Origin of the sequence: Streptomyces sp. NPDC012827 (genome assembly GCF_042900905.1) — a bacterium.
GTDB classification, from domain to species: Bacteria; Actinomycetota; Actinomycetes; order Streptomycetales; family Streptomycetaceae; genus Streptomyces; species Streptomyces gulbargensis.
The window spans coordinates 133971-155702 of record NZ_JBIBBY010000003.1 but is presented as its reverse complement, the minus strand read 5'-3'; the positions used below and the strand labels follow the sequence as shown (position 1 = coordinate 155702).

General features: G+C 72.1%; 23 protein-coding genes. 9 read left to right on the top strand and 14 right to left on the bottom strand.

Features of this window, described 5'->3' with window-relative positions:
• The first annotated feature begins 75 nt into the window (after positions 1 to 75).
• Positions 76 to 1026 (top strand): GTPase Era, encoded by a 951-nt coding sequence (era, locus tag ACFY60_RS07270; protein ID WP_375165137.1) that lies wholly within the window; start codon positions 76 to 78, stop codon positions 1024 to 1026.
• A 234-nt stretch (positions 1027 to 1260) separates the two neighbouring features.
• Here the strand turns inward: era and ACFY60_RS07265 are convergent, their stop codons facing one another.
• Together ACFY60_RS07265 and ACFY60_RS07260 are read right to left on the bottom strand one after the other, a co-directional pair.
• Positions 1261 to 1527 (bottom strand): protealysin inhibitor emfourin, encoded by a 267-nt coding sequence (locus ACFY60_RS07265; RefSeq protein ID WP_388608564.1) that lies wholly within the window; start codon positions 1525 to 1527, stop codon positions 1261 to 1263.
• A 20-nt stretch (positions 1528 to 1547) separates the two neighbouring features.
• Positions 1548 to 2606 (bottom strand): M4 family metallopeptidase, encoded by a 1059-nt coding sequence (locus ACFY60_RS07260; RefSeq protein ID WP_388608562.1) that lies wholly within the window; start codon positions 2604 to 2606, stop codon positions 1548 to 1550.
• A gap of 296 nt (positions 2607 to 2902) precedes the next feature.
• Here ACFY60_RS07260 and leuA point away from each other — a divergent pair, with 296 nt between their 5' ends.
• Complete coding sequence (gene leuA, locus ACFY60_RS07255) at positions 2903 to 4678, top strand: 2-isopropylmalate synthase (protein ID WP_388608560.1); 1776 nt, start codon at positions 2903 to 2905, stop codon at positions 4676 to 4678.
• A 328-nt stretch (positions 4679 to 5006) separates the two neighbouring features.
• A complete protein-coding gene (locus ACFY60_RS07250; RefSeq protein ID WP_388608558.1) occupies positions 5007 to 5699 on the top strand; it encodes a TerB family tellurite resistance protein in 693 nt (230 codons plus the stop codon).
• A gap of 8 nt (positions 5700 to 5707) precedes the next feature.
• Here ACFY60_RS07250 and ACFY60_RS07245 read toward each other — a convergent pair whose 3' ends face one another.
• The 7 genes from ACFY60_RS07245 to ACFY60_RS07215 all read right to left on the bottom strand — a co-directional run bounded on the left by ACFY60_RS07245 (position 5708) and on the right by ACFY60_RS07215 (position 12668).
• Entirely contained in the window at positions 5708 to 6643 is a 936-nt protein-coding gene (locus tag ACFY60_RS07245) for a hypothetical protein (protein WP_388608556.1), read from the bottom strand.
• Positions 6644 to 6730: 87 nt separating this feature from the next.
• Entirely contained in the window at positions 6731 to 8263 is a 1533-nt protein-coding gene (locus ACFY60_RS07240) for a LuxR family transcriptional regulator (RefSeq protein WP_388608554.1), read from the bottom strand.
• Between the two features lie 208 nt (positions 8264 to 8471).
• Positions 8472 to 9839: an FAD-dependent oxidoreductase gene (locus ACFY60_RS07235; RefSeq protein ID WP_388608552.1), complete on the bottom strand. Its 1368-nt coding sequence runs from the start codon at positions 9837 to 9839 to the stop codon at positions 8472 to 8474.
• A gap of 122 nt (positions 9840 to 9961) precedes the next feature.
• Positions 9962 to 10756 (bottom strand): hypothetical protein, encoded by a 795-nt coding sequence (locus ACFY60_RS07230; RefSeq protein ID WP_388608549.1) that lies wholly within the window; start codon positions 10754 to 10756, stop codon positions 9962 to 9964.
• 33 nt (positions 10757 to 10789) lie between these two features.
• On the bottom strand, positions 10790 to 11590 hold the full coding sequence (locus ACFY60_RS07225; protein WP_388608547.1) for a DUF3592 domain-containing protein: 801 nt from the start codon (positions 11588 to 11590) through the stop codon (positions 10790 to 10792).
• Positions 11587 to 11853 carry a DUF397 domain-containing protein gene (locus ACFY60_RS07220; RefSeq protein WP_388608545.1) on the bottom strand — a complete coding sequence of 89 codons (267 nt, stop codon included), beginning with the start codon at positions 11851 to 11853 and terminating at the stop codon, positions 11587 to 11589. Before ACFY60_RS07220 ends, ACFY60_RS07225 begins: the two co-directional genes overlap by 4 nt.
• The gene (locus tag ACFY60_RS07215; protein WP_388608543.1) at positions 11835 to 12668 is read right to left on the bottom strand and encodes a Scr1 family TA system antitoxin-like transcriptional regulator; all 834 of its coding nucleotides are present in this window, start codon (positions 12666 to 12668) and stop codon (positions 11835 to 11837) included. Before ACFY60_RS07215 ends, ACFY60_RS07220 begins: the two co-directional genes overlap by 19 nt.
• 174 nt (positions 12669 to 12842) lie before the next feature.
• On the opposite strand from ACFY60_RS07215, the gene ACFY60_RS07210 reads away from it, so the two are divergent.
• The 4 genes from ACFY60_RS07210 to ACFY60_RS07195 all read left to right on the top strand — a co-directional run bounded on the left by ACFY60_RS07210 (position 12843) and on the right by ACFY60_RS07195 (position 14915).
• Positions 12843 to 13022, top strand: a complete 180-nt coding sequence (locus ACFY60_RS07210) for a hypothetical protein (RefSeq protein WP_375165761.1) — start codon at positions 12843 to 12845, stop codon at positions 13020 to 13022.
• Positions 13019 to 13234, top strand: coding sequence for a hypothetical protein (locus ACFY60_RS07205; protein ID WP_309054677.1), 216 nt, complete (start codon positions 13019 to 13021; stop codon positions 13232 to 13234). Before ACFY60_RS07210 ends, ACFY60_RS07205 begins: the two co-directional genes overlap by 4 nt.
• Positions 13235 to 13322: 88 nt before the next feature.
• Positions 13323 to 14072: a DNA repair protein RecO gene (recO, locus tag ACFY60_RS07200; protein WP_345283427.1), complete on the top strand. Its 750-nt coding sequence runs from the start codon at positions 13323 to 13325 to the stop codon at positions 14070 to 14072.
• Between the two features lie 18 nt (positions 14073 to 14090).
• Positions 14091 to 14915: an isoprenyl transferase gene (locus tag ACFY60_RS07195; RefSeq protein ID WP_309054679.1), complete on the top strand. Its 825-nt coding sequence runs from the start codon at positions 14091 to 14093 to the stop codon at positions 14913 to 14915.
• Positions 14916 to 14977: 62 nt separating this feature from the next.
• On the opposite strand, the gene ACFY60_RS07190 is transcribed toward ACFY60_RS07195, so the two are convergent.
• From ACFY60_RS07190 to ACFY60_RS07175, 4 genes are read right to left on the bottom strand one after another with little or no spacing between them, the layout of a single operon-like run.
• Positions 14978 to 15388 (bottom strand): transcriptional repressor, encoded by a 411-nt coding sequence (locus tag ACFY60_RS07190; protein ID WP_309057866.1) that lies wholly within the window; start codon positions 15386 to 15388, stop codon positions 14978 to 14980.
• Positions 15389 to 15448: 60 nt separating this feature from the next.
• Positions 15449 to 16342, bottom strand: a complete 894-nt coding sequence (locus ACFY60_RS07185; protein ID WP_388608539.1) for a metal ABC transporter permease — start codon at positions 16340 to 16342, stop codon at positions 15449 to 15451.
• Between the two features lie 16 nt (positions 16343 to 16358).
• Positions 16359 to 17123, bottom strand: a complete 765-nt coding sequence (locus tag ACFY60_RS07180; RefSeq protein ID WP_388608537.1) for a metal ABC transporter ATP-binding protein — start codon at positions 17121 to 17123, stop codon at positions 16359 to 16361.
• 29 nt (positions 17124 to 17152) lie between these two features.
• Positions 17153 to 18178, bottom strand: coding sequence for a metal ABC transporter substrate-binding protein (locus ACFY60_RS07175; protein WP_388608535.1), 1026 nt, complete (start codon positions 18176 to 18178; stop codon positions 17153 to 17155).
• Between the two features lie 165 nt (positions 18179 to 18343).
• Between ACFY60_RS07175 and ACFY60_RS07170 the strand changes: the two genes are divergently transcribed.
• Positions 18344 to 19726: a glycine--tRNA ligase gene (locus ACFY60_RS07170; RefSeq protein WP_388608533.1), complete on the top strand. Its 1383-nt coding sequence runs from the start codon at positions 18344 to 18346 to the stop codon at positions 19724 to 19726.
• A 217-nt stretch (positions 19727 to 19943) separates the two neighbouring features.
• Positions 19944 to 20150, top strand: coding sequence for a DUF6243 family protein (locus ACFY60_RS07165; RefSeq protein WP_388608530.1), 207 nt, complete (start codon positions 19944 to 19946; stop codon positions 20148 to 20150).
• A 104-nt stretch (positions 20151 to 20254) separates the two neighbouring features.
• Here the strand turns inward: ACFY60_RS07165 and ACFY60_RS07160 are convergent, their stop codons facing one another.
• Positions 20255 to 21694: an MFS transporter gene (locus ACFY60_RS07160; protein ID WP_388608528.1), complete on the bottom strand. Its 1440-nt coding sequence runs from the start codon at positions 21692 to 21694 to the stop codon at positions 20255 to 20257.
• Between the last annotated feature and the right edge of the window lie 38 nt (positions 21695 to 21732).

Genomic DNA, 21732 nt, shown 5'->3' with positions numbered 1-21732 from the left:
CACCGCCCTGCGGATCCGGCCGCGCGGGCCCGCCCCGGCGCACCGGGTACGTGAGGGGGGCGCTCATCGGGGACAATGGCCCCCATGAGCGCTCGCAACCAAGAAACCGAAGCCGTCCACCGGGCCGGCTTCGCCTGCTTCGTCGGCCGCCCCAACGCGGGCAAGTCCACCCTCACGAACGCTCTGGTCGGCCAGAAGGTGGCCATCACCTCGAACCGGCCGCAGACCACCCGGCACACCGTCCGCGGCATCGTGCACCGCGAGGACGCGCAGCTGATCCTGGTCGACACCCCTGGCCTCCACAAGCCGCGGACCCTCCTCGGCGAGCGCCTCAACGACGTCGTCCGCACCACCTGGGCCGAAGTCGACGTGATCGGCTTCTGCCTGCCCGCCGACCAGAAGCTCGGCCCCGGCGACCGCTTCATCGCCAAGGAGCTCGCGGAGATCCGGAAGACCCCCAAGGTCGCCATCGTCACCAAGACCGACCTGGTCGACTCCAAGACGCTCGCCGAGCAGCTCATCGCCATCGACCAGCTCGGCCGGGAGCTGGGCATCGAGTGGGCCCAGATCGTGCCCGTCTCGGCCGTCGGCAACAAGCAGGTCCAGCTCGTCGCCGACCTGCTCATCCCGCTCCTGCCCGAGTCCCCGCCGCTCTACCCGGAGGGCGACCTCACCGACGAGCCGGAGCAGGTCATGGTCGCGGAGCTGATCCGCGAGGCCGCGCTCGAAGGCGTACGGGACGAACTGCCGCACTCGATCGCGGTGGTGGTCGAGGAGATGATCCCGCGCGAGAACCGCCCGGCGGACAAGCCCCTGCTCGACATCCACGCCAACGTGTACATCGAGCGCCCCAGCCAGAAGGGCATCATCATCGGCCCCAAGGGCAGCCGCCTGAAGGAGGTCGGCATGAAGTCCCGCAAGCACATCGAGGCGCTGCTCGGCACGCCGGTCTTCCTGGACCTCCACGTGAAGGTCGCCAAGGACTGGCAGCGCGACCCCAAGCAGCTCCGCCGCCTCGGCTTCTGACCCCGGGGGCGTCCCTCCCGGCCCCGCCGGAAGGGACGCCTAGGCCGTGTCTTTTGGATCAGGCCGGATCAGGGAGCGGCGTCTGGCGCCGTGCATCGCAAGGCGGAGGAGGGAGTCCATGCGGAGCATCGGCGACCGACGACAACGCTGGGGGCACCTCCCGTGCCCGAAGGGCCACGGGGGAGGGGCGCGGTGCCAGACGCCGCGAGCCCGGCAAGATCCGGAAGACACGGCCTAGGCGCCTTCCTTCAGCACCCGCTTCACCAGGGCCCGCTGCGCCTCCGACAGGTCCGGGTCCGCGCAGTGGATCGTCAGGCCGTCGATGACGATCTCGTACGTGAAGCCGTCGGGCACGCCCCGGGCCCCCGGTTCGCCGCCCTCGTCGATCACGGCCGTCGCCAGGGAGCGCCATTCCCCGGCGTCCGGCCGGCCGGTGGTGTCCACCTCGGCCGACCGCTCGATGCCCGCGAAACCACCCGTGCGCCGCACTCGAATCCGCATGCGCCCTGTCTACCAGCCGGTCAGTCGGTCGGCACCCCCACCGAGGACCAGGCCTTGAGGACGGCCTGGAGCTCCGCGCCGTCGCGGTACCGCGCCCGTGCCGCCGCCACCGTGGCCGCGGCGAACTCGGCGAACCGGGTCTCCGGCGTGAGCGTCCCGCCCGTCATCACGTCGTACCAGATCTGCCCGGCCCGCTCCCAGGCGTTGCCGCCCAGCTCGGTCGCCGCGAGGTAGAAGGCGCGGTTGGGGATGCCCGAGTTGATGTGCACGCCGCCGTTGTCCCGGCTCGTGCGCACGTAGTCGTCCATGTGGGCCGGCTGCGGGTCCTTGCCGAGCACGTCGTCGTCGTAGGCCGTGCCGGGGGCCTTCATCGACCGCAGTGCCTTCCCCTGCACGTTCGGGTGGAAGAGACCCTCGCCGATCAGCCAGTCGGCCTGGTCGGTGCTCTGCCCGAGTGCGTACTGCTTCACCAGGGAGCCGAAGACGTCGGAGACGGACTCGTTGAGCGCCCCGGACTGGCTGAAGTACTCCAGGTTGGCCGTGTACTGGGTGAAACCGTGGGCCAGCTCGTGCCCGATGACGTCCACCGGCAGGGTGAAGTCGAGGAAGATCTCGTCGTCCCCGTCGCCGAAGACCATCTGCCGGCCGTCCCAGAACGCGTTGCCGTAGTCGCGGTCGTAGTGGACGGAGGCGGTCAGCGGCAGGCCCGCGCCGTCGATCGAGTTCCGTCCGTACACGCCGTGGAAGAGTTCGAAGGTCGCGCCGAGCCCGGCGTAGGCCCGGTTGACGGTGGCGTCGCCGGTCGCCTCCTGTCCCTCCTCGCGGACCCGCCTGCCCGGCAGGTCGGTCCCGCCTTCGCAGTCGTGGACGGTGCGGCGCGGGCGGGCCTCCGCCGCCGGGGCGTCCGCCGGCGCGGTCGTGGGGCGCGGGTGCCGCAGGGCGCGGGCCGCGCGGGCCGAGGCGTCCGCCGCGAGGGTGCGGCGGGCGGTGGCGGCGACGGCGGCGTCGGACGAGCGGGCCAGGTGCTCCAGGAGGTGGGGCGGGACGATCGTGCAGAAGACGGACGTGTGCGGTGTCATGTCCGCAATGTGGCACCGTGTGAGCCCGCTGTCACGAGAAGTGACGAGGATTGGCGAAATGGAGTGATGGGTCACGTTTCGGTCTTGACGACGGGGCCGTCCCGCATACTGAAACGGGACGTCCGCCCCCGTCGGTCCTGGGCTATGGTGACGCACATCATGCGTTTCGGGCTGCTTCTCCTTAGCTGCCGCGGCGAGGGCCTGTAGTCGTAGGCCGACTCCCTCCCCGCGGGTTTCGGTGTTGCGCTTCGACAGTCGGCCGTCCCTCCCGCAGGACCCCCGAGGAGCCCTACGCAATGTCCCCGCACCAGTCGCAGTCTCCGTTCGTCGACCGCCCGACGCCCGTCACCAACGCGACGCACCTGCAGAAGCCGTCCGGGATGCCCATCCACAAGTACGGGCAGTACGAAGCCGTCGACATCCCGGACCGCACCTGGCCCGAGAAGCGCATCACCAAGGCGCCCCGCTGGCTGTCGACCGACCTGCGCGACGGCAACCAGGCCCTGATCGACCCGATGTCGCCCGCCCGCAAGCGCGAGATGTTCGACCTGCTGGTCCGCATGGGCTACAAGGAGATCGAGGTCGGCTTCCCCTCCTCCGGCGAGACCGACTTCGCGTTCGTACGCTCCATCATCGAAGAGGGCGCGATCCCGGACGACGTCACCATCTCCGTCCTGACGCAGGCCCGCGAGGACCTGATCGAGCGGACCGTGGAGTCCCTGGTCGGCGCGAAGCGCGCCACCGTCCACCTGTACAACGCCACCGCCCCCACCTTCCGCCGGGTCGTCTTCCGCGGCTCGAAGGAGCAGATCAAGCAGATCGCCGTCGACGGCACCCGCCTGGTCATGGAGTACGCGGAGAAGCTGCTGGGCCCGGAGACCACCTTCGGCTACCAGTACAGCCCGGAGATCTTCACCGACACCGAGCTGGACTTCGCCCTGGAGGTCTGCGAGGCGGTCTGCGACGTCTGGCAGCCCGGGCCCGGCCGCGAGATCATCCTGAACCTGCCCGCCACCGTGGAGCGTTCGACGCCCTCCACCCACGCGGACCGCTTCGAGTGGATGTCCCGCAACCTGACCCGCCGCGCGTACGTCTGCCTGTCCGTCCACCCGCACAACGACCGCGGTACGGCCGTGGCGGCGGCCGAGCTGGCCCTGATGGCCGGCGCCGACCGCGTCGAGGGCTGCCTGTTCGGGCAGGGCGAGCGCACCGGCAACGTCGACCTGGTCACCCTGGGCATGAACCTGTTCAGCCAGGGCGTCGACCCGCAGATCGACTTCTCGCAGATCGACGAGGTCCGCCGGACCTCCGAGTACTGCAACCAGATGGAGGTCCACCCGCGCCACCCCTACGCGGGCGACCTGGTCTACACCGCCTTCTCCGGCTCCCACCAGGACGCCATCAAGAAGGGCTTCGACGCCATGGAGGCCGACGCGGCCGCCCAGGGCAGGACCGTCGACGAGATCGAGTGGGCCGTCCCGTACCTGCCGATCGACCCCAAGGACGTGGGCCGCTCCTACGAGGCCGTCATCCGGGTCAACTCCCAGTCCGGCAAGGGCGGCATCGCGTACGTCCTGAAGAACGACCACAAGCTGGACCTGCCCCGCCGGATGCAGATCGAGTTCTCGAAGATCATCCAGCAGAAGACGGACACCGAGGGCGGCGAGGTCACGCCGGCCGCGATCTGGTCCGTCTTCCAGGACGAGTACCTGCCCAACCCGGAGAACCCCTGGGGCCGCATCCAGCTGCGCTCCGGCCAGACCACCTCCGACACGGACGGCACGGACACGCTGACCGTCGAGGCGGTCGTCGACGGCGTCGACACCGTTCTGACCGGGTCCGGCAACGGCCCGATCTCGGCCTTCTTCGCCGCCCTGCAGTCCATCGGCGTCGACGCCCGCCTGCTGGACTACCAGGAGCACACGATGAGCGAGGGCGCCTCCGCGCAGGCCGCCTCCTACATCGAGTGCGCCATCGACGGCAAGGTGCTGTGGGGCATCGGCATCGACGCCAACACCACCCGCGCCTCCCTGAAGGCGGTCATCTCGGCGGTCAACCGCTCCGCCCGCTGACCCGGCACGACCCGTCCGCCGCCCCGCTCCCTCCCGCAGGGGGCGGGGCGGCGGTGCCCCCGGGGCCGGTCCGGCCACTCCGGAGAGTGATCTCACGCTCACCGCTTCGGCCGGCGGGCCGGGCGCCGCACGGCCTCTCCCGCACCCCGTTCCCGCCGCGCAGGGCCTTGCGGGCGCGCTCGGAACACCGTCGCCGGACCCCGCGAGGCGGTGACGTGTCTCGGCCATCTCCGGGGCGAAGTGCTGACGAGGTGCTGACGGCGGATCGAGGATGTGGCTAACATCACGCCAACGCCGGCAGTGCAGCCGGGCCGTTGAGGAGGTGCGTGTGCGGTCTGCCCGGAATTCAGGTGGGGGAAAGGTGACCGTGTGCGGGATCCGGACCTCCTGGAACACCGTCGGGGACGGTGAGTTCTTCTGCGAGGAGTGCGGAGGCGACCGCAACTACCGACGCCGTACCGGCCGCCGCAGGTTCGCCGTCCTGGGCGTCCCCGTGCTGCCCCGCGGTTGTACGGGCCCCGTCATCGAGTGCGCCTCCTGTCAGACGCACTTCGGCACGGAGGTGCTCGACCGGCCGACGACGAGCCGGTTCTCCGGGATGCTGCGCGACGCCGTGCACACCGTCGCCCTCGCCGTCCTCGCGGCCGGCGGCACCGATTCGCGCGAGGTCCTGGACCGGGCGGTGTACGCGGTCCGCGCGGCCGGCTACGTGGACTGCACGGCCGTCCAGCTGGTCGACCTGGTCGAGGCCCTGGAGGCCGACACCGGCCGCTTCATGCCCCAGGTGAACCCCGAGGGCGCGCTGCTCGCGATCGAGATCCACGAGGCCATCGACCCGCTCACCCCGCACCTCCTGCCCTCGGGCCGCGAGTCGATCCTGGTCCAGGCGGCCCGGATCGCCCTGGCCGACGGCCCGTACACCCCCGCCGAGACGGAGGTCCTCGGCACCGTGGGCGACGCCCTCGCCCTGGACCCGGCCGACACCGCCCGCCTCCTCAGCACGGCCCGCACGGTCCCGTAACGGCCGCGTCAGCGCAGAGCGGGAGTACCGGCCGCCGGCTCCGGGGCCGGTGCCCGCCCGGCGTCCACGGCCTCCTCCTGCCCCTCCGGCGCGCCGAACCACGCCACCGCCACCGCGCCGACGACCGCGAGCACGAAACCGAGGACGGCGAGCCAGGCGAGACCCGGGCGGGAGGCGTCGCCCAGCCACCACACCCCGACCATGCCGGGCAGCACCGTCTCGCCGACCACCAGCGCCGCCGTCGCCCCGTTCACCGAGCCGATCTGCAGCGCGACGGTGTGCAGGTACATGCCGCCGATCCCGGCGACGAGGATCGCGTAGAGCGCCGGGTCCGCGAGCAGCACGCCGGGGTCGAAGGGGTCGACGCCGCCCAGGATCCGCACTCCCACACCCAGCGCGCCGAACCCGAGCCCGGAGAGCAGACCGGCCAGGATCGCGGCCCGCGCCCCCAGCAGCCGTACGAGCACCGTGCCGCCCGCCATCAGGAGCAGGGAGACCGCGAGCAGCCACCAGTGCGTCGCGACCGGGGTGTGTCCGCCGCCCTCGGCGCCCGCCGCGCTCGCCAGGAGCACCAGCGCGGAACAGACCACGCCGATCGAGGTCCACTCCGCGCGGGTGAGCCGGATCCCCAGCAGCCGGACGCTCAGCACCGCCGTGACCACCAGATTCGCGCTGATCACCGTCTGGGACAGGAACAGGGGCAGCATCCGGGCCGCGAGCGCCCCCAGTCCGAAGCCGACGAAGTCCAGGATCGTGCCCACGACGAACTCCCAGGTCGTCGCCGCCTTCGCGGTGGAGGCGAGGCTCGGCCCGCCCCGCTCCGTGAGCCCCCCGGAGGCGTCCGGCTCCCGCCGCGCGGACTTGCGCGACCCGACGGCCTGCAGGACGGAGCCCGTGCCGTAACAGACAGAGGCGGCGATGGCGGTCAGCAGTCCTACGAGCACCGGCAGGCTCCGTTCCAGGGGGAGGGGTACGGACTGCCAGACGGGGGATCGGGCCGCGAAGTTGCCTCGCGGGGTCGTCCGGACCGATCAGCCGGTGCGGCCTCCGCCCGGAGGACGGGTGCGCGGGTGCCGGAGCAGGGCGGCCGCGCGGTCGGCGTCGGGGCGGGCGCCGAGGTGGTGGAAGGCGTCCCGCGCCGAGGTCAGTTCGTGCCGGGCCGCCGCTGGATCGCCGGCCGTCCGGTACGCCGCCGCGAGCAGGGTGCGGGTCCGCGCGGCCTCGTAGGGGACGCCGGCCGCCAGCCAGGCGTCGCGGGCCCGCCGCAGCACGGCGACCGCCTCCGCGGTGCTCCCGGAGGCGGTACGGGCCAGGCACACCGCGCCGTACGCGGTGCCGGCCAGGGCGCGGGGGAGGGGGGCGTCCCCGGCGAGGGCGTGCAGGGCCGCCGCCGCGCGGGCCGCGCCCCGTACGTCTCCGGCGGCGAGGCCCGCCTCGGTGCGGGCGGCGAGCAGGCGGGAGCGGCCCAGGAGGTCGCGGCGGGGATCGTCCTGGTGGGCCAGGGCGAGGTCGAGCCCGGCGACGGCCGCGTCGGGCCGCCCCTGGGCGAGGCGCAGCAGTGCCAGGCCGGGCTGCGGCAGGTGGTCCAGGTCGTGGACGCGGGCGTAGGAGCGGGCGGCCTCGGCGAGGCGGCCCTGCCGTCGCTGGACGTCGCCGATCGTGCGGTACGCGGCGGCGGCGGCCTCCGGCTGGTCCGCGGGGATCTCGTGGCAGGCCTGCCGGGCCTCGGACTCGGCGCGCGTCCAGGCGCCGAGCAGGTCGAGCACCTCGGCCCGCCGGGCCCGGAACACCCCGCGGAAGGGGTTCTCGCAGGACGGGGCGGCGAGCGAGGCGGAGGCCCGGGCGGGGCGGCCCGTCCAGGGAGCGGCGGCCCAGGCGGTCGCCGCGTCCGTCCACGCGACCGCGCGGGGCAGGTCGGCCGCCCGGAGGCAGCGGGTGAGGGCCAGGGAGAGGAGCAGCCCGGTGAACCGGCCGCTGAGCGCGCCCGAGGTGGCCGCGCGGACCGCCTCGTCCAGGAGGGCGAGGGCCTCGGGGCGGCGGCCCTGGGCGAGGAGGACCGAGGCCGCGGTCTGCCGGGCGAGGGCGATCAGGTCGGGGCTGCCGGAGCAGGCGGCGAGCGTCGTCATGAGGTGGCTCGCCGTCAGCGCCGTGACGGCGTCACCGTGGGCGGCGGCCCGCTCCGCGTCGGTCCAGGCGAGGAAGCACTGCTCGGGGCAGGGCGGCAGGCCGTCCAGGTGGTGCCGGGCCCGGCGCAGCCAGCCGGCCGCCGCCGCGGGCCGGTCGAGACCGGCGTAGGTGTGGTGGAGCCACCAGGCCTCCAGACCGGCGCCCCGGTGGTCGCCCGCCGCCACGTGGGCCGCGTGCGCCCGCAGCCGGGCCGCGGCGGACTCCTCCACGTGCCCCGCCCACCAGGCCGCCTCCGCCAGCGCGGACAGGTCCCGGGCGGCCACCGCCCGGGTGGGACGGGCGTCGTGGGCGTGCAGCAGCGCGTACGCCTCGGCCCAGGACTCCCGGGCCGCCGCGTCCCGTGCCCGCGCGACCGGGTCCGTCGTGGGTGCGGACATGGCCTCACCTCTTCCGGGCCTTCCAGCGTATCCGCGGGTCCGCCGCCCGGCCGGGCGGCGCGGTGCCGGACCGGAGGGGGCCACCCGGAGGGCGGATCCGGGGCCGGGCCGACCGCCTGAGCACCGCCGGAACGCCGGAACCGCCCGGCACGGCCCCGGGGCGGGGCGTGCCGGACGGTTCCGGCCGGATCGGTCGGGCGCTCGGGGGTCAGTCGATGGCGCCGCTCGCGCGCAGCATGTCCTCACGCTCGACGATCTTCACGCGCTCGCGGCCCTGCGGCTCGCCGAGCGCCTTCTCGGCGGCGTCGAGGGCGTACCAGCCCTCCCACGTCGTGTACGTGAGGCCCTTGCCCTCCAGGAAGGTGACGACGGCCTCCGGCTCCGGGGTCTCGGGGGTGAGCAGGCGGCCGTGCGCGAAGTCGTCCAGCAGGTTCGCCACGGTCTCGTTGGCGTCGCCCTTGGTGTGGCCGATGAGGCCGACGGGGCCGCGCCGGATCCAGCCGGTGACGTACGTGGAGGGCATCGGCGCGTCGCCCTCCATGACCCGGCCGCCCTGGTCCGGGACGGTGCCGCTGGCGGTGTCCCAGGGAAGCTTGGGCAGCTCGTCGGAGAGGTAGCCCACCGCTCGGTAGACGGCCTGGACGTCCCAGTCGGTGGTCTGCCCGGTGCCCTTGACGTTGCCGGTGCCGTCCAGCTCCGTGCGCTCGGTGCGCAGGCCGACGACCTTGCCGTCCTCGCCGAGGATCTCCACCGGGGACTCGAAGAAGTGCAGGAACAGCTTGTGCGGGCGGTCGCCGATGTCGCGGATCGCCCAGTTCTCCAGGGTCTTCGCGACCATGTCGGTCTGCTTGTTCTTGCGCCGCTCCGCGATGGAGCCCTCGTCGTAGTCGATGTCCTCGGGGTTGACGATGACCTCGATGTTCGGCGAGTGGTCCAGCTCGCGCAGCTCCATCGGGCTGAACTTGGCCTGGGCCGGGCCCCGGCGGCCGAAGACGTGGATCTCCACGGCCTTGTTGGCCTTCAGGCCCTCGTGGACGTTCGGCGGGATCTCGGTCGGCAGCAGCTCGTCGGCCGTCTTCGCGAGGATGCGGGCGATGTCCAGGGCCACGTTGCCGACGCCGAGGACGGCGACCTTCTCGGCCGACAGGTCCCAGGTGCGCGGGACGTCCGGGTGGCCGTCGTACCAGGAGGCGAAGTCGGCGGCGCCGAGGGAACCCTCGAGCTCCACGCCGGGGATCTTCAGCTCGCGGTCGGCCATGGCGCCGGTCGAGAAGATCACGGCGTCGTAGAAGGCGCGCAGGTCGTCCAGGTGCAGGTCGGTGCCGTAGTCGACGTTGCCGAACAGGCGGACCTGCGGCTTGTCGAGCACCTGGTGGAGGGCGGTGATGATGCCCTTGATACGGGGGTGGTCGGGGGCGACGCCGTAGCGGATGAGGCCGAAGGGGGCGGGCATCCGCTCGAAGATGTCGATGGACACGCCCGGCTCGGTGGCGGCCTCGGACTTCAGCAGCGCATCGGCGGCGTAGATTCCGGCGGGGCCGGCGCCGACGATCGCGACCCGGAGGGGGCGGGGCATGACTGGGTTCCCTTCGCAAACGACGTGGCGGCGAAGCCGCCGACACTTAGGTCACCCTAATTAACGCGCCGCGCCCAGCGGTACCCGCCCCCGGTCTATGGACTCATAAGGCAGGCTTATGGCTACTCAAAGGGCATGAGGAGGATGAGAACCGTCAGCGCCACGCCGTCGAGGCCCAGGAACAGCAGGAACCATCCCATGAAGGTGTTGAAGCGCTGGGTGAACGACGGCTTCACCGGGTGGACCTCCGCCGGCTCCTCCGGGTCGTAGCACACCTCGGCGTACGAACCGTGGGAGTCCGGGAAGACGACCCGGGTGACGTTCCGGTCGTCCACGTAGAGGTACGCCCCCGGCGAGTCCGCGGGCCGGGCGAAGACCCTGGTGCCGTGCTTGCGGACGCGCCGCACGTGCAGCCACTTCCCGACCTCGTACACGCCGAAGCCGAGGGCCGCGGTGGTCAGGAACCCGACGGGGACGACCGCGATGGCCCGTCCGACGTCACCGACCAGCACGGAGAGCACGCTCACGCCCACGACCGCACCGACGCAGGCCAGCACGAACCGCTTCATCCGGCGCAGGTACCGCTCGCGCCAGAGCGTCCTGCGCGTCCGCACGATGACGAGCGCGGCGCCGTCGATCTCCTCCGCCGGTTCGAGCAGCAGCGCGTTCACCCCGGCGGCGAAGGTCGCCGCGGCCGTCTCGTCCACGTCCTCGACCCGGTGCACGACCGGCTCTGCGCCCGATCGCGCCCGCAGCTCCACGGCTATGGTCCGCCCCTCGGTCCAGACGCGGGCGACGGCCTCGCCGGGGACCGTCAGCACCTCGCGGGGGCGCTCCAGGACCAGCCCGCGCCCGACGGCGCTCAGGACGACGCCGTCACGGCCGGGGAGGATGGGCAGCGACGCGATGATCGACATGCCGGTGATGGTAGGGGCGGGGGCCCAGCGGCGTCAGCCCTTCACCGTCACGAACAGGATGGCCCCGAGGGCGTAGAGGCTGCCGCCGGCGATCCCGCACCCCAGGAGGGTGACGAACGCGATCCCGATCCGCTCGTACGGCCCGGCCGGGTGGACGACCCGCCGCGGGTCGCGCGGGTCGTAGGCCAGCTCGATCCGGTCGGGACCCGAGGTCGTCGTGTACGTGTGCCGGCCGCCCGTGGCGTCCGTGAACCGGTACACCTTCCGGTTGTTCGTGTAGTGGCTGAACTCGCCCATGACCGTGATGCCGTGCCTCGGCAGGTGCCACTGGCGGTACGTCTCCACGCCCGCGAGATGGATCATGAAGGCGCCGATGCCGCCGAAGACGAGGGCCATCAAGAAGCCGAAGGCGTACTCGCCCTCCGGAGCCCTCAGTGCGATGAACACGTCCACCGCGACCAGCACCGCCGCGACGACGCCGCCCACGATCCAGTTCCTGGTGGCGCGGGGCGGCGGGTCGGCGAGGGCGAAGGTGGTGACGAGCGCGGCGCCGTCGGGCGCGGGCTCCGCCGGCAGCGCGGCGGTCACGGCATCGGCGAACGCGAGGGCGGCGGCCTCGCTCACGTCCGTGACCCGGTAGATCCTCGGCTCGGTCCCCTCCGGCGCCGACAGGACGATCGCGACGGACCGGCCCTCCGCGTGGACGAGCTGGATCGCCGCCAGGGGTATCCGGTGCTCCTTGTCCGTCCGGCGGAGGGTGACCGGCCCGCCCCCCTCGAACCGGAGGACGGAGCCGGCGCCGCCCCGCAGGAGGAGGGAGGGGGTGGTCGTCATCCCTTGACGCCCGCGACGAAGACGGCCCAGGCGGCGGCGGGGACGACGAGGACGGGACCGGTGGGGTTCTTGCTGTCACGGACGGGCACGACGCCGGGGCGGTCGTCCAGGACTTCGAGGCACGATCCGCCCTCGCCGTTGCTGTACGAACTCTTGCGCCACGCGCCGACGAAGTCGTGCGACACCTCGACGCAGTCGCCGCCCTCACCGTTGCTGTAGCTGCTCTTGAACCAACGGGCGTTGTTCAGGTCGTACTGGCGCATCGTCTGAAGTCCTCCGCCGCCGATTCGATCAGGGCCAGGGACACCTCCGGCGACAAGGCGGTGACCCTCAGCAGATCGTAGGCCCGCTGTGCGCGCTTCACCACCGCCGGATCGTCGAGGAGCGTCCCTGAAAACGACGTCTCCGTATAGGCCGTTGGCGGTTGGTCCGCGTACTCCATGAGCTTCAGCGTCCCGTTCATGGAGGCGTGCGCGCCCGCAGCGCGCGGAAGCACCGTCACCAGTACCCACCGCTGTCGGATCATCGCCGCGATGTGGTCCAGTTGCGCGGCCATCTCCGCCTCGCCGCCCACCGGGGTGAGCACCGCGTTCTCGTGCAGGATCACCCAATACTCGGGCCTTGTAGCGTCCTGGAGGATCGCCGCGCGCTCCATCCGCGCGCTGACCTTCTCCTCCACGTACGCGTCCGTGGCGAACGGGTTCGCCGCGACCGTCACCGCCCGCGCGTACTCCGCCGTCTGGAGCAACCCGGGTACGACCAGCGGAGCGAACTCGCACAGCTTCGTCGCCACCGCCTCCAGCTCCGCCACCTCCGTGAAATACGAGGCGTACGGTGACTTGTCGATGAGCTTGCGCCACGTTCGTTCGAAAATACCGCCGGTTTGTAGGACTTCGTCGATTCGCTGGGCCACGTCTTTCTGTGGCTTTCGAATTCCCTGCTCGAACAGTCCGATGTAGGCGCCCGATACGAACACCCGTCTGCCCAGTTCCTCCTGGGAGAGCCCCGCCGCCTCCCGGCGTTCCTTCAGGAGCTCGCCGAAGAAGACCCACGCGTCCTGCTGCTTGCCTCTGGCCATGGATTAACTCCCCCACCCGACCTCGCAGTTGTATGGCCTGCGCGTCTGTCGATTCTACGGATCGGACGCCACCCTGGAGTGGGGAAGCCGGAAATGGATTCAGAAAGGCATACGTTGGTGAAGGAAGACATCAAACGATCGACCACCGGGACGGTACGCGTGGCACAGGAGGTCGTGACGGAATTGCGCGAGGCGCTGGCGCGAGCGGGAATCACCCTTCCCTCGCTGGGGCTCGACGTCGTCACCCTCGCCGCCGAGCCCCCGAGGCCGCTCGTGGAATTGGGATGCTGCACGGTGGAAACGGCCCGGCTCCTCGCCGCCGCTGTACTGCCGGGGGAGGAGGACCGGTCATGACCCTGCCCATCGGGGCGTACGTCGTCGAGATCCGTACCGGACGGGTCGCGAGAGTCATGGGGCACGAGGGGCCCTACATCCAGGTCCGGCCGCTCGGCGGCGGCCGGGAGTGGGACGTCGAGCCCGACGGGGTGCGCGAGGCGACCTCGGCGGAGCGGCTGAGCGCGGCCACGGCCCACGTGAACGCGCGGAGCCGGGGCGAGGTGCCCTGAGCTCCGGCGGGGTCCCCGCCCTCCCGCAGGGGGCCGCCCGGCGCCGTACCCGGTCCGGGCGGCCCCCGCCGTACGGGAGAATGGGGGCATGAGTCTGTTCCGCGACGACGGCATCGTGCTGCGCACCCAGAAGCTGGGTGAAGCGGACCGCATCATCACCCTCCTCACGCGCGGTCACGGCCGCGTACGCGCCGTGGCGAGGGGCGTGCGGCGCACGAAGTCCAAGTTCGGGGCCAGGCTCGAACCGTTCTCGCACGTGGACGTGCAGTTCTTCGCCCGGGGGAGCGACCTGATCGGCCGCGGGCTGCCGCTCTGCACCCAGAGCGAGACCATCGCCGCCTACGGGGGCGGCATCGTCACCGACTACGCCCGCTACACGGCGGGCACGGCCATGCTGGAGACGGCGGAGCGCTTCACCGACCACGAGGGCGAGCCGGCCGTCCAGCAGTACCTCCTGCTCGTCGGCGCCCTGCGGACCCTCGCCCGGGGTGAGCACGCGCCCCACCTCATCCTGGACGCCTTCCTGCTCCGCTCCCTCGCCGTGAACGGGTACGCGCCCAGCTTCGAGGACTGCGCCAAGTGCGGACTCCACGGGCCGAACCGGTTCTTCTCGGTCGCGGCGGGCGGCGTCATATGCGGCGACTGCCGGGTGCCCGGAAGCGTCGTACCCTCGGCGGAGGCCATCGGCCTGCTCAGTGCGCTGCTCACCGGCGACTGGGCGACGGCGGACGCGTGCGAGCCGCGTCACGTCAGGGAGGGCAGCGGACTCGTGTCCGCCTATCTGCACTGGCATCTGGAGCGCGGCCTGCGCTCCCTGCGCTACGTAGAAAAGAGCTAGGAGATCCATCGCATGGCCATCGCACGACGCGGAATCCTCGGGCGGCAGCGCCGGGAGTACAAGACCCCCGAGCCGCACCCGTCCGGCGCCCGCCCGCCGAAGCTCCCGGCCGAGCTGGTGCCGAACCACGTCGCCTGCGTGATGGACGGCAACGGCCGCTGGGCCAAGGAGCGCGGCCTGCCCCGTACCGAGGGCCACAAGGTCGGCGAGGGCGTCGTCCTCGACGTGCTCAAGGGCTGCCTGGAGATGGGCGTGAAGAACCTCTCCCTCTACGCCTTCTCCACCGAGAACTGGAAGCGCTCGCCCGAGGAGGTCCGCTTCCTCATGAACTTCAACCGGGACGTCATCCGCCGCCGCCGCGACGAGATGGACGAGCTCGGCATCCGCATCCGCTGGGTCGGCCGGATGCCCAAGATGTGGAAGTCCGTCGTGGAGGAGCTCCAGATCGCCCAGGAGCAGACCGTCGGGAACGACGCCATGACGCTGTACTTCTGTGTCAACTACGGCGGCCGGGCCGAGGTCGCCGACGCGGCGCAGGCCATCGCCCGGGACGTGGCGGCCGGCAAGCTGGACCCGTCGAAGGTCAACGAGAAGACCTTCCAGAAGTACCTGTACTACCCGGACATGCCGGACGTCGACCTCTTCCTGCGGCCCAGCGGCGAGCAGCGCACCTCCAACTACCTGATCTGGCAGAGCAGCTACGCCGAGATGGTCTTCCAGGACGTGCTGTGGCCGGACTTCGACCGCCGTGACCTGTGGCGGGCCTGCGTCGAGTACGCCTCCCGCGACCGCCGCTTCGGCGGCGTCGACCCGGCCGACATGGCCGTCCTCGACAAGGCCTGACGCGTACGGGAAGGGCCCGCACCGGACACGTCCGGTGCGGGCCCTTCCCGTACGCGTCAGGCCTACTTCTCCGCGCACTCCGCGCAGGTGCCGAAGATCTCGACCGTGTGCGCCACGTTCACGAAGCCGTGCTCCGTGGCGACCGCCTCGGCCCACTGCTCGACCATCGGCCCCTCGACCTCGACCGCCTTGCCGCACAGGCGGCACACCAGATGGTGGTGGTGGTCCTCGGTCGAACAGCGCCGGTAGACCGTCTCACCGTCGCTGGTGCGCAGCGCGTCGACCTCGCCCGCGTCCGCGAGGGACTGGAGCGTGCGGTAGACCGTGGTGAGGCCGACGGAGGCGCCGCGGTGCTTGAGCATGTCGTGCAGCTCCTGGGCGCTGCGGAACTCGTCCACCTCGCTCAGCGCCGCCGCGACCGCGGCCCGCTGCTTGGTCGAGCGGCCGCGTACGGGGGGTCCTGCCGTCGTCACGGGGCCTCCTTGATTCCTTGACTGCCCCCGCCATTCTGCCAGCCCCCCGCCCCCGCCAGGTCAGACCTTCACGTCGTCCGACGGACGCCGGGTGGCCGGGACCGGGGCGTCGCAGTCCGCCGCGCCCGCCTCCGCCGTCCGCGCGCGGCGCCGGGCCAGCGGCGCGGCGAGCAGCGTCAGCAGGACGAAGACGCCGATCGCGTACAGGACGATGGTCGCGCCGGGGGGTACGTCCTGGTAGTACGAGGTGACCGTGCCGGCCAGGGTGACCGTGACACCGGTCGCCACCGCGAGGACGAAGGTCGCGCGGAACGACTTCGTCAGCTGCTGGGCGGCGGCCACCGGCACCACCATGAGCGCGCTGACCAGGAGCAGGCCGACGACCCGCATGGCGACCGTGACGGTGACCGCGGCCGTGACCGCGATCAGCAGGTTCAGGGCGCGCACCGGCAGGCCGGTGACCCGGGCGAACTCCTCGTCCTGGCTGACCGCGAAGAGGTGCCGGCGCAGCCCGACCGTGACGAGGACCACGAACGCGGCCAGCAGGCTGATCGCGGTGACGTCCTCGGGCGAGACCGTGGTGAGGGAGCCGAAGAGGTACGAGCTGAGGTTGGCGTTGGAGCCGGTCGGCGAGAGGTTGATGAGCAGCACACCGCCGGCCATGCCGCCGTAGAACAGCAGGGCCAGGGCGAGGTCGCCGCGGGTCTTGCCGTACGCCCGGATCAGCTCCATGGCGACGGAGCCGGCGACGGCGACCAGGGTGGCCATCCAGACCGGGCTGGAGTTCAGCAGGAAGCCGAGGCCGACACCGGTCATGGCGACGTGGCCGATGCCGTCGCCCATGAGGGCCTGGCGGCGCTGGACCAGATAGATGCCGACGGCCGGGGCCGTGATGCCGACCAGGACGGCGGCGAGCAGCGCGCGCTGCATGAAGGCGTCGTGGAGGAATTCCATGATCAGGCCAGCTTCCTCAGGTCAGCAGACCCGTACGGAGCGGCTCGCCGGCCGCGTGCGGATGGACGTGGTCGTGGCCGGGCAGGGCGTGCTGCCCGACGGCCTCGGGCGGCGGGCCGTCGTGGACGACACAGCCGTCGCGCAGCACGACGGCCCGGTCGATCAGCGGCTCCAGCGGACCCAGCTCGTGCAGGACGAGGAGGACCGAGGTGCCGCCGCCGACCTGCTCGCGCAGGGTCGAGGCCAGCACCTCCTGGCTGGCGAGGTCCACGCCCGCCATGGGCTCGTCCATGATCAGGAGTTCGGGTTCGGAGGCGAGGGCGCGGGCGATCAGGACCCGCTGGTGCTGGCCGCCGGAGAGGGCGCTCACCGAGTCGCCCGCCCGGTCGGCCAGGCCGACGAGGTCGAGGGCGCGGGCGGCGGCCGCCTTGTCCGCGCGGGAGAAGCGGCCGAAGCGGCGGCGGGCCAGCCGCCCGGAGGAGACGACCTCGCGGACGGTGGCGGGGACGCCGCCTGCGGCGGTGGTGCGCTGCGGCACGTAGCCGATCCGCGCCCAGTCGCGAAAACGCCTCCGCTCGGTGCCGAAGAGTTCGATGGTGCCGCCGGTCAGCGGGACCTGGCCGATGACCGAGCGGACGGCGGTGGACTTGCCGGAGCCGTTGGCGCCGAGCAGGGCCACGACCTCACCGCGGTGGACGGTGAGGTCGACGCCGCGGAGGACGGGCCGGCCGCCGAGGGCCGCCGTGGCCCCGCGGACGGAAATGACGGGTTCCAGGGCCATGGCTCGTGCCTCCGATACGTGCGTGGGTGTCACTTGGCGCCGAGGGCCTTCTTCAGCGCGGTGAGGTTGGACCGCATGACCTCGAAGTAGTCATCGCCCCGGGACCGGTCGGTGATTCCCTCCAGGGGGTCGAGGACGTCGGTCTTCAGGCCGGTGTCGCCCGCGAGGGTCTTGGCGGTCCTGTCGCTGGCGAGGGTCTCGAAGAAGACGGTGGTGACCTTCTCGCGGGCCGCGACCTGCTGGAGCTCCTTCATCCGGGCGGGGCTCGGCTCGGACTCGGGGTCGATGCCGGAGATGCCCTCCTGGTCGAGGCCGTAGCGCTCGGCGAGGTAGCCGAAGGCGGAGTGGGTGGTGATGAACGTCCGCGTGGTGGTGTTCTTCAGGCCGGTCTCGAACTCGGTGTCCAGGCCTTCGAGCTTCTTCACCAGGTCGGCGGTGTTCTTCTTGTAGTCGGCGGCGTGGGCCGGGTCGGCCTTCTCGAAGGCGGCCCCGACGCCCTTGGCGACCTCGGCGTACTTCACGGGGTCGAGCCAGATGTGCGGGTCGGCGCCGGCCTCGGAACCGTGGTCGTGGCCCTCGTGGCCCTCCTCGGCGTGACCCTCTTCGGCGTGGGCCGCGTGCTCCTCGGGGGACTCGCCCTCGTGGGCGCCGTCGACCCCGGTGCCGTGCTCCTCGAGCTCGGTGAGGGTGGCGGCGTCGATCGTGTTCTCGACGCGGGCCTGGGCGATCGCCTTGTCGACGGCGGGCTGGATGCCCTTGAGGTAGAGGATCACGTCGGCGTCGCCGAGCGCGCCGACCTGGCGCGGCTTGAGCTCCAGGTCGTGGGGCTCGACGCCGGGCTTGGTGAGCGTCTCGACGGCCACGTGGTCGCCGCCTATCCGCTCCGCCAGGAACTGCACGGGGTAGAACGACGCCACGACGTCCAGCTTGCCGCCGCCGCTGCCGCTGTCACCGCCTGCCGCGTCCGAGGAACCGGCGCAGGCGGAGAGCGAGACGAGGCCGAGCGCGACGGCTCCGGCGAGGGCGGTGGGGGGTATCAGACGGCGTACGTTCATGACACTCATTTTCAACAAATATGGAAACGATTGTCAATTGTCGTATGTGTGGCCCCGGCCACGCGGCCCCGTGATCGTCCCGCGACCGAACCGATTTGATACGGGGGGTGCGGGCGCCGGTAACCTGAGGCATTCGCACTTCGTCGTCGTAATGAAGAGAGCACCGTGGCCGCCGACAAGATCGACACCATCGTCAGCCTGAGCAAGCGCCGTGGCTTCGTCTACCCGTGCAGCGAGATCTACGGCGGCCAGCGTGCCGCCTGGGACTACGGGCCGCTGGGTGTCGAACTCAAGGAGAACATCAAGCGCCAGTGGTGGCGTTACATGGTCACCGCCCGCGAGGACGTCGTCGGCATCGACTCGTCGGTCATCCTGGCCACCGAGGTCTGGGAGGCCTCCGGTCACGTCGCCACCTTCACCGACCCGCTGACCGAGTGCACCTCCTGCCACAAGCGCTACCGGGCCGACCACCTGGAGGAGGCGTACGAGGAGAAGCACGGCCGCCTCCCCGAGAACGGCCTGACCGACCTCAACTGCCCCAACTGTGGCAACAAGGGCACCTTCACGGAGCCCAAGCAGTTCTCCGGCCTGCTCTCCACGCACCTCGGCCCGACCCAGGACAGCGGCTCCGTCGCGTACCTGCGTCCCGAGACCGCGCAGGGCATCTTCACCAACTTCGGCCAGGTGCAGCAGACCTCGCGCAAGAAGCCGCCGTTCGGCATCGCGCAGATGGGCAAGTCCTTCCGGAACGAGATCACTCCGGGCAACTTCATCTTCCGCACCCGCGAGTTCGAGCAGATGGAGATGGAGTTCTTCGTCAAGCCGGGCGAGGACGAGCAGTGGCACGAGTACTGGATGGAGCAGCGCTGGAACTGGTACACCGGCCTGGGTCTCCGTGAGGAGAACATGCGCTGGTTCGAGCACCCGCAGGAGAAGCTCTCCCACTACTCCAAGCGCACCGCCGACATCGAGTACCGCTTCCAGTTCGGCGGCAGCGAGTGGGGCGAGCTCGAGGGCGTCGCCAACCGCACCGACTACGACCTGGGCGCCCACTCCAAGGCCTCCGGCACCGACCTGTCGTTCTTCGACCAGGAGGCCGGCGAGCGCTGGACCCCGTACGTCATCGAGCCCGCGGCCGGTGTCGGCCGCACCATGCTCGCCTTCCTGCTCGACGCGTACAACGAGGACGAGGCCCCCAACGCCAAGGGCGTCATGGAGAAGCGCACCGTGCTGCGCCTCGACCCGCGCCTGGCCCCGGTCAAGGTCGCGGTCCTGCCGCTCTCCCGCAACCCGCAGCTCTCCCCGAAGGCCAAGGGCCTGGCGGCGGACCTGCGCCAGAACTGGAACATCGACTTCGACGACGCGGGCGCCATCGGCCGCCGCTACCGCCGCCAGGACGAGATCGGCACGCCGTTCTGCGTCACCGTCGACTTCGACACCCTGGACGACAACGCGGTGACCGTGCGCGAGCGCGACACCATGAAGCAGGAGCGCGTCTCCCTCGACCAGATCCAGGGCTACCTGGGCAGCCGCCTGCTCGGCTGCTGAAGCACCTGATCGCGTCGGCACAAGCCCCCGGTTCCGGAGCACGGAACCGGGGGCTTTTCCCGTACGTGCGTGGTCCGCGAGCGCCGGAAAAACCGGGTGCCTCCACCCGGCCCCGCCGGTAGCGTTCACGGCATGTTTGCTCACCTCCCGATCTACGAGTGAGAGCGGCGCGCAGGCCGATCCACCGACCACCGCACACCTCACCCAAGGGGAGCCCATGGCCAAGAGCAAGAACAACCTCCTCGGCGTCGGCGGACAGCGCAAGAAGCTGTCCCGCGCCGAACAGCAGGGAGCAGGACAGGGCCGCGCGGCCGACCGCCGCCGGGCCGAGGACCAGAAGCAGGAGCTGTTGAGGAAGATGCGCGAGCGCGCCCGCCAGGAGACGCCGGACGGGCAGGAGACGCCGGCCGAGCCGGCCGAGTAGACACCGGCGCGGCCGGCGGAGAACGGACGGAGGGCCCGGGTCACCACGTGACCCGGGCCCTTCGGTGTCGTACGGCCCGGCCCACGTCGTGCCGGTCCGTCGGCTCAGCCCACCGTCCTCGGCAGGCGCAGGGCCGCCAGGGCCGTCAGCAGGGCCACCGCGAGCTGGACCAGGAGCACCACCGCGAGGGCCGTGCCCATGGAGCCGGTGTCCGCGAGCGACAGGAACAGGGTGCCGAGCGTGGCCACGCCCAGGGCGAGGGCGGCCTGCTGGGTCGTCACCATGACTCCGCTGCCCACGCCCGCCCGCTCCGGCGGGACCTCCGCGAGCACCACCCGGAACAGCACCGGGAGCTGGAGCCCCTGCCCGATGCCCGCGACGGCCATCCCCGGCAGGAGGGCGGCCACCGAGAGATCCGGCCAGGACCGCCAGGCCGTCCAGGCCAGCAGGCCGAGACCGGCCGCCTGGACCAGGGCGCCCGCCGGGATCACCCGGCTTCCCCAGCGCGCCACCAGCCGCGGTCCCGCGAGCGAGGCCGCGAAGAAGGCGAGCGCCATCGGGGCCAGGGCCGTCCCGGCCGCCACCGCGCCGACCCCCGCGCCCTCCTGGAGGGCCACCGCGATCACCAGCATGAAACCGCCGAAGCCGCCCGACAGCGGCAGCACGAGCACCAGACCGCGCCGCAGCGGAATCAGGCGCAGCAGGCTCGGCGGGACCAGCGGGGTGCCGCCCCGGCGCTCCGAGCGCAGTTCCACCCGCCAGAACGCGACCGCCGCGCAGGGGAAGACGGCGAGCGCGAGCCAGGTCCACAGCGGCCACCCGGCGGCCCTGCCCTCCGTCAGCGGGGCGAGCAGCGCGGTCAGGGCCAGGGCGAGGAGCAGGGTCCCGGCCACGTCCACGGGAGCGGGCCGGTCCGAGCGGGTCTCGGGTACGGCGCGGGCGGCGAGCGGCAGGAGCAGCAGCACCACCGGCACGTTCACCAGGAACACCGCCCGCCAGCCGGTGCCCCACAGGTCGGCGGCGACCAGCAGGCCGCCGAGGATCTGGCCGGTGACGAAGGAGAGCCCGGTGGTCGCCCCGTACAGGCCGAGCGCCCTGGCCCGGCGCGCGCCCGACGTCGAGGAGTGAAGGGTCGCCAGCACCTGCGGCAGCAGCATCGCCGCCGCGGCACCCTGTGCCAGCCGGGCGCCCACCAGCGTCCAGGGCCCCGGGGCGAGCCCGCAGGCGAGCGAGGTGAGGCCGAAGGCGACGAGCCCGGTGAGGAAGAGGCGCCGGCGGCCGAAGAGGTCCCCGAGCCGCCCGCCGAGGACCAGCAGCACGGCGTACGACAGGCCGTACGCGGCGACGACGAGTTCGAGGAGCGCCTCCCCGGCGCCCAGGTCCCTGCCGAGGGACGGCAGGGCGACGTTGACGATGAAGAAGTCGACCAGCGGCAGGGCGGCGCCGAGGAGGACGGTGCAGAGGCCGAGGGCGCCGAGCCCCGGCGAGGCGGGGCCGCCGCCGGAAGCGGCGGCCGTGCGGTCGGCGGAGGAGATCGTGGTCACGCTCCGACGATCGGCCTCCGCCCAGCCTGGTACCAGAG

Bases quoted from the DNA above. Each gene is read 5' to 3' on its own strand.
- era (WP_375165137.1), top strand. From the start codon at position 76: ATGGCCCCCATGAGCGCTCGCAACCAAGAAACCGAAGCCGTCCACCGG.
- ACFY60_RS07265 (WP_388608564.1), bottom strand. From the start codon at position 1,527: ATGCGGATTCGAGTGCGGCGCACGGGTGGTTTCGCGGGCATCGAGCGG.
- ACFY60_RS07260 (WP_388608562.1), bottom strand. From the start codon at position 2,606: ATGACACCGCACACGTCCGTCTTCTGCACGATCGTCCCGCCCCACCTC.
- leuA (WP_388608560.1), top strand. From the start codon at position 2,903: ATGTCCCCGCACCAGTCGCAGTCTCCGTTCGTCGACCGCCCGACGCCC.
- ACFY60_RS07240 (WP_388608554.1), bottom strand. From the start codon at position 8,263: ATGTCCGCACCCACGACGGACCCGGTCGCGCGGGCACGGGACGCGGCG.
- ACFY60_RS07235 (WP_388608552.1), bottom strand. From the start codon at position 9,839: ATGCCCCGCCCCCTCCGGGTCGCGATCGTCGGCGCCGGCCCCGCCGGA.
- ACFY60_RS07230 (WP_388608549.1), bottom strand. From the start codon at position 10,756: ATGTCGATCATCGCGTCGCTGCCCATCCTCCCCGGCCGTGACGGCGTC.
- ACFY60_RS07225 (WP_388608547.1), bottom strand. From the start codon at position 11,590: ATGACGACCACCCCCTCCCTCCTCCTGCGGGGCGGCGCCGGCTCCGTC.
- ACFY60_RS07220 (WP_388608545.1), bottom strand. From the start codon at position 11,853: ATGCGCCAGTACGACCTGAACAACGCCCGTTGGTTCAAGAGCAGCTAC.
- ACFY60_RS07215 (WP_388608543.1), bottom strand. From the start codon at position 12,668: ATGGCCAGAGGCAAGCAGCAGGACGCGTGGGTCTTCTTCGGCGAGCTC.
- ACFY60_RS07205 (WP_309054677.1), top strand. From the start codon at position 13,019: ATGACCCTGCCCATCGGGGCGTACGTCGTCGAGATCCGTACCGGACGG.
- recO (WP_345283427.1), top strand. From the start codon at position 13,323: ATGAGTCTGTTCCGCGACGACGGCATCGTGCTGCGCACCCAGAAGCTG.
- ACFY60_RS07185 (WP_388608539.1), bottom strand. From the start codon at position 16,342: ATGGAATTCCTCCACGACGCCTTCATGCAGCGCGCGCTGCTCGCCGCC.
- ACFY60_RS07180 (WP_388608537.1), bottom strand. From the start codon at position 17,123: ATGGCCCTGGAACCCGTCATTTCCGTCCGCGGGGCCACGGCGGCCCTC.
- ACFY60_RS07175 (WP_388608535.1), bottom strand. From the start codon at position 18,178: ATGAACGTACGCCGTCTGATACCCCCCACCGCCCTCGCCGGAGCCGTC.
- ACFY60_RS07165 (WP_388608530.1), top strand. From the start codon at position 19,944: ATGGCCAAGAGCAAGAACAACCTCCTCGGCGTCGGCGGACAGCGCAAG.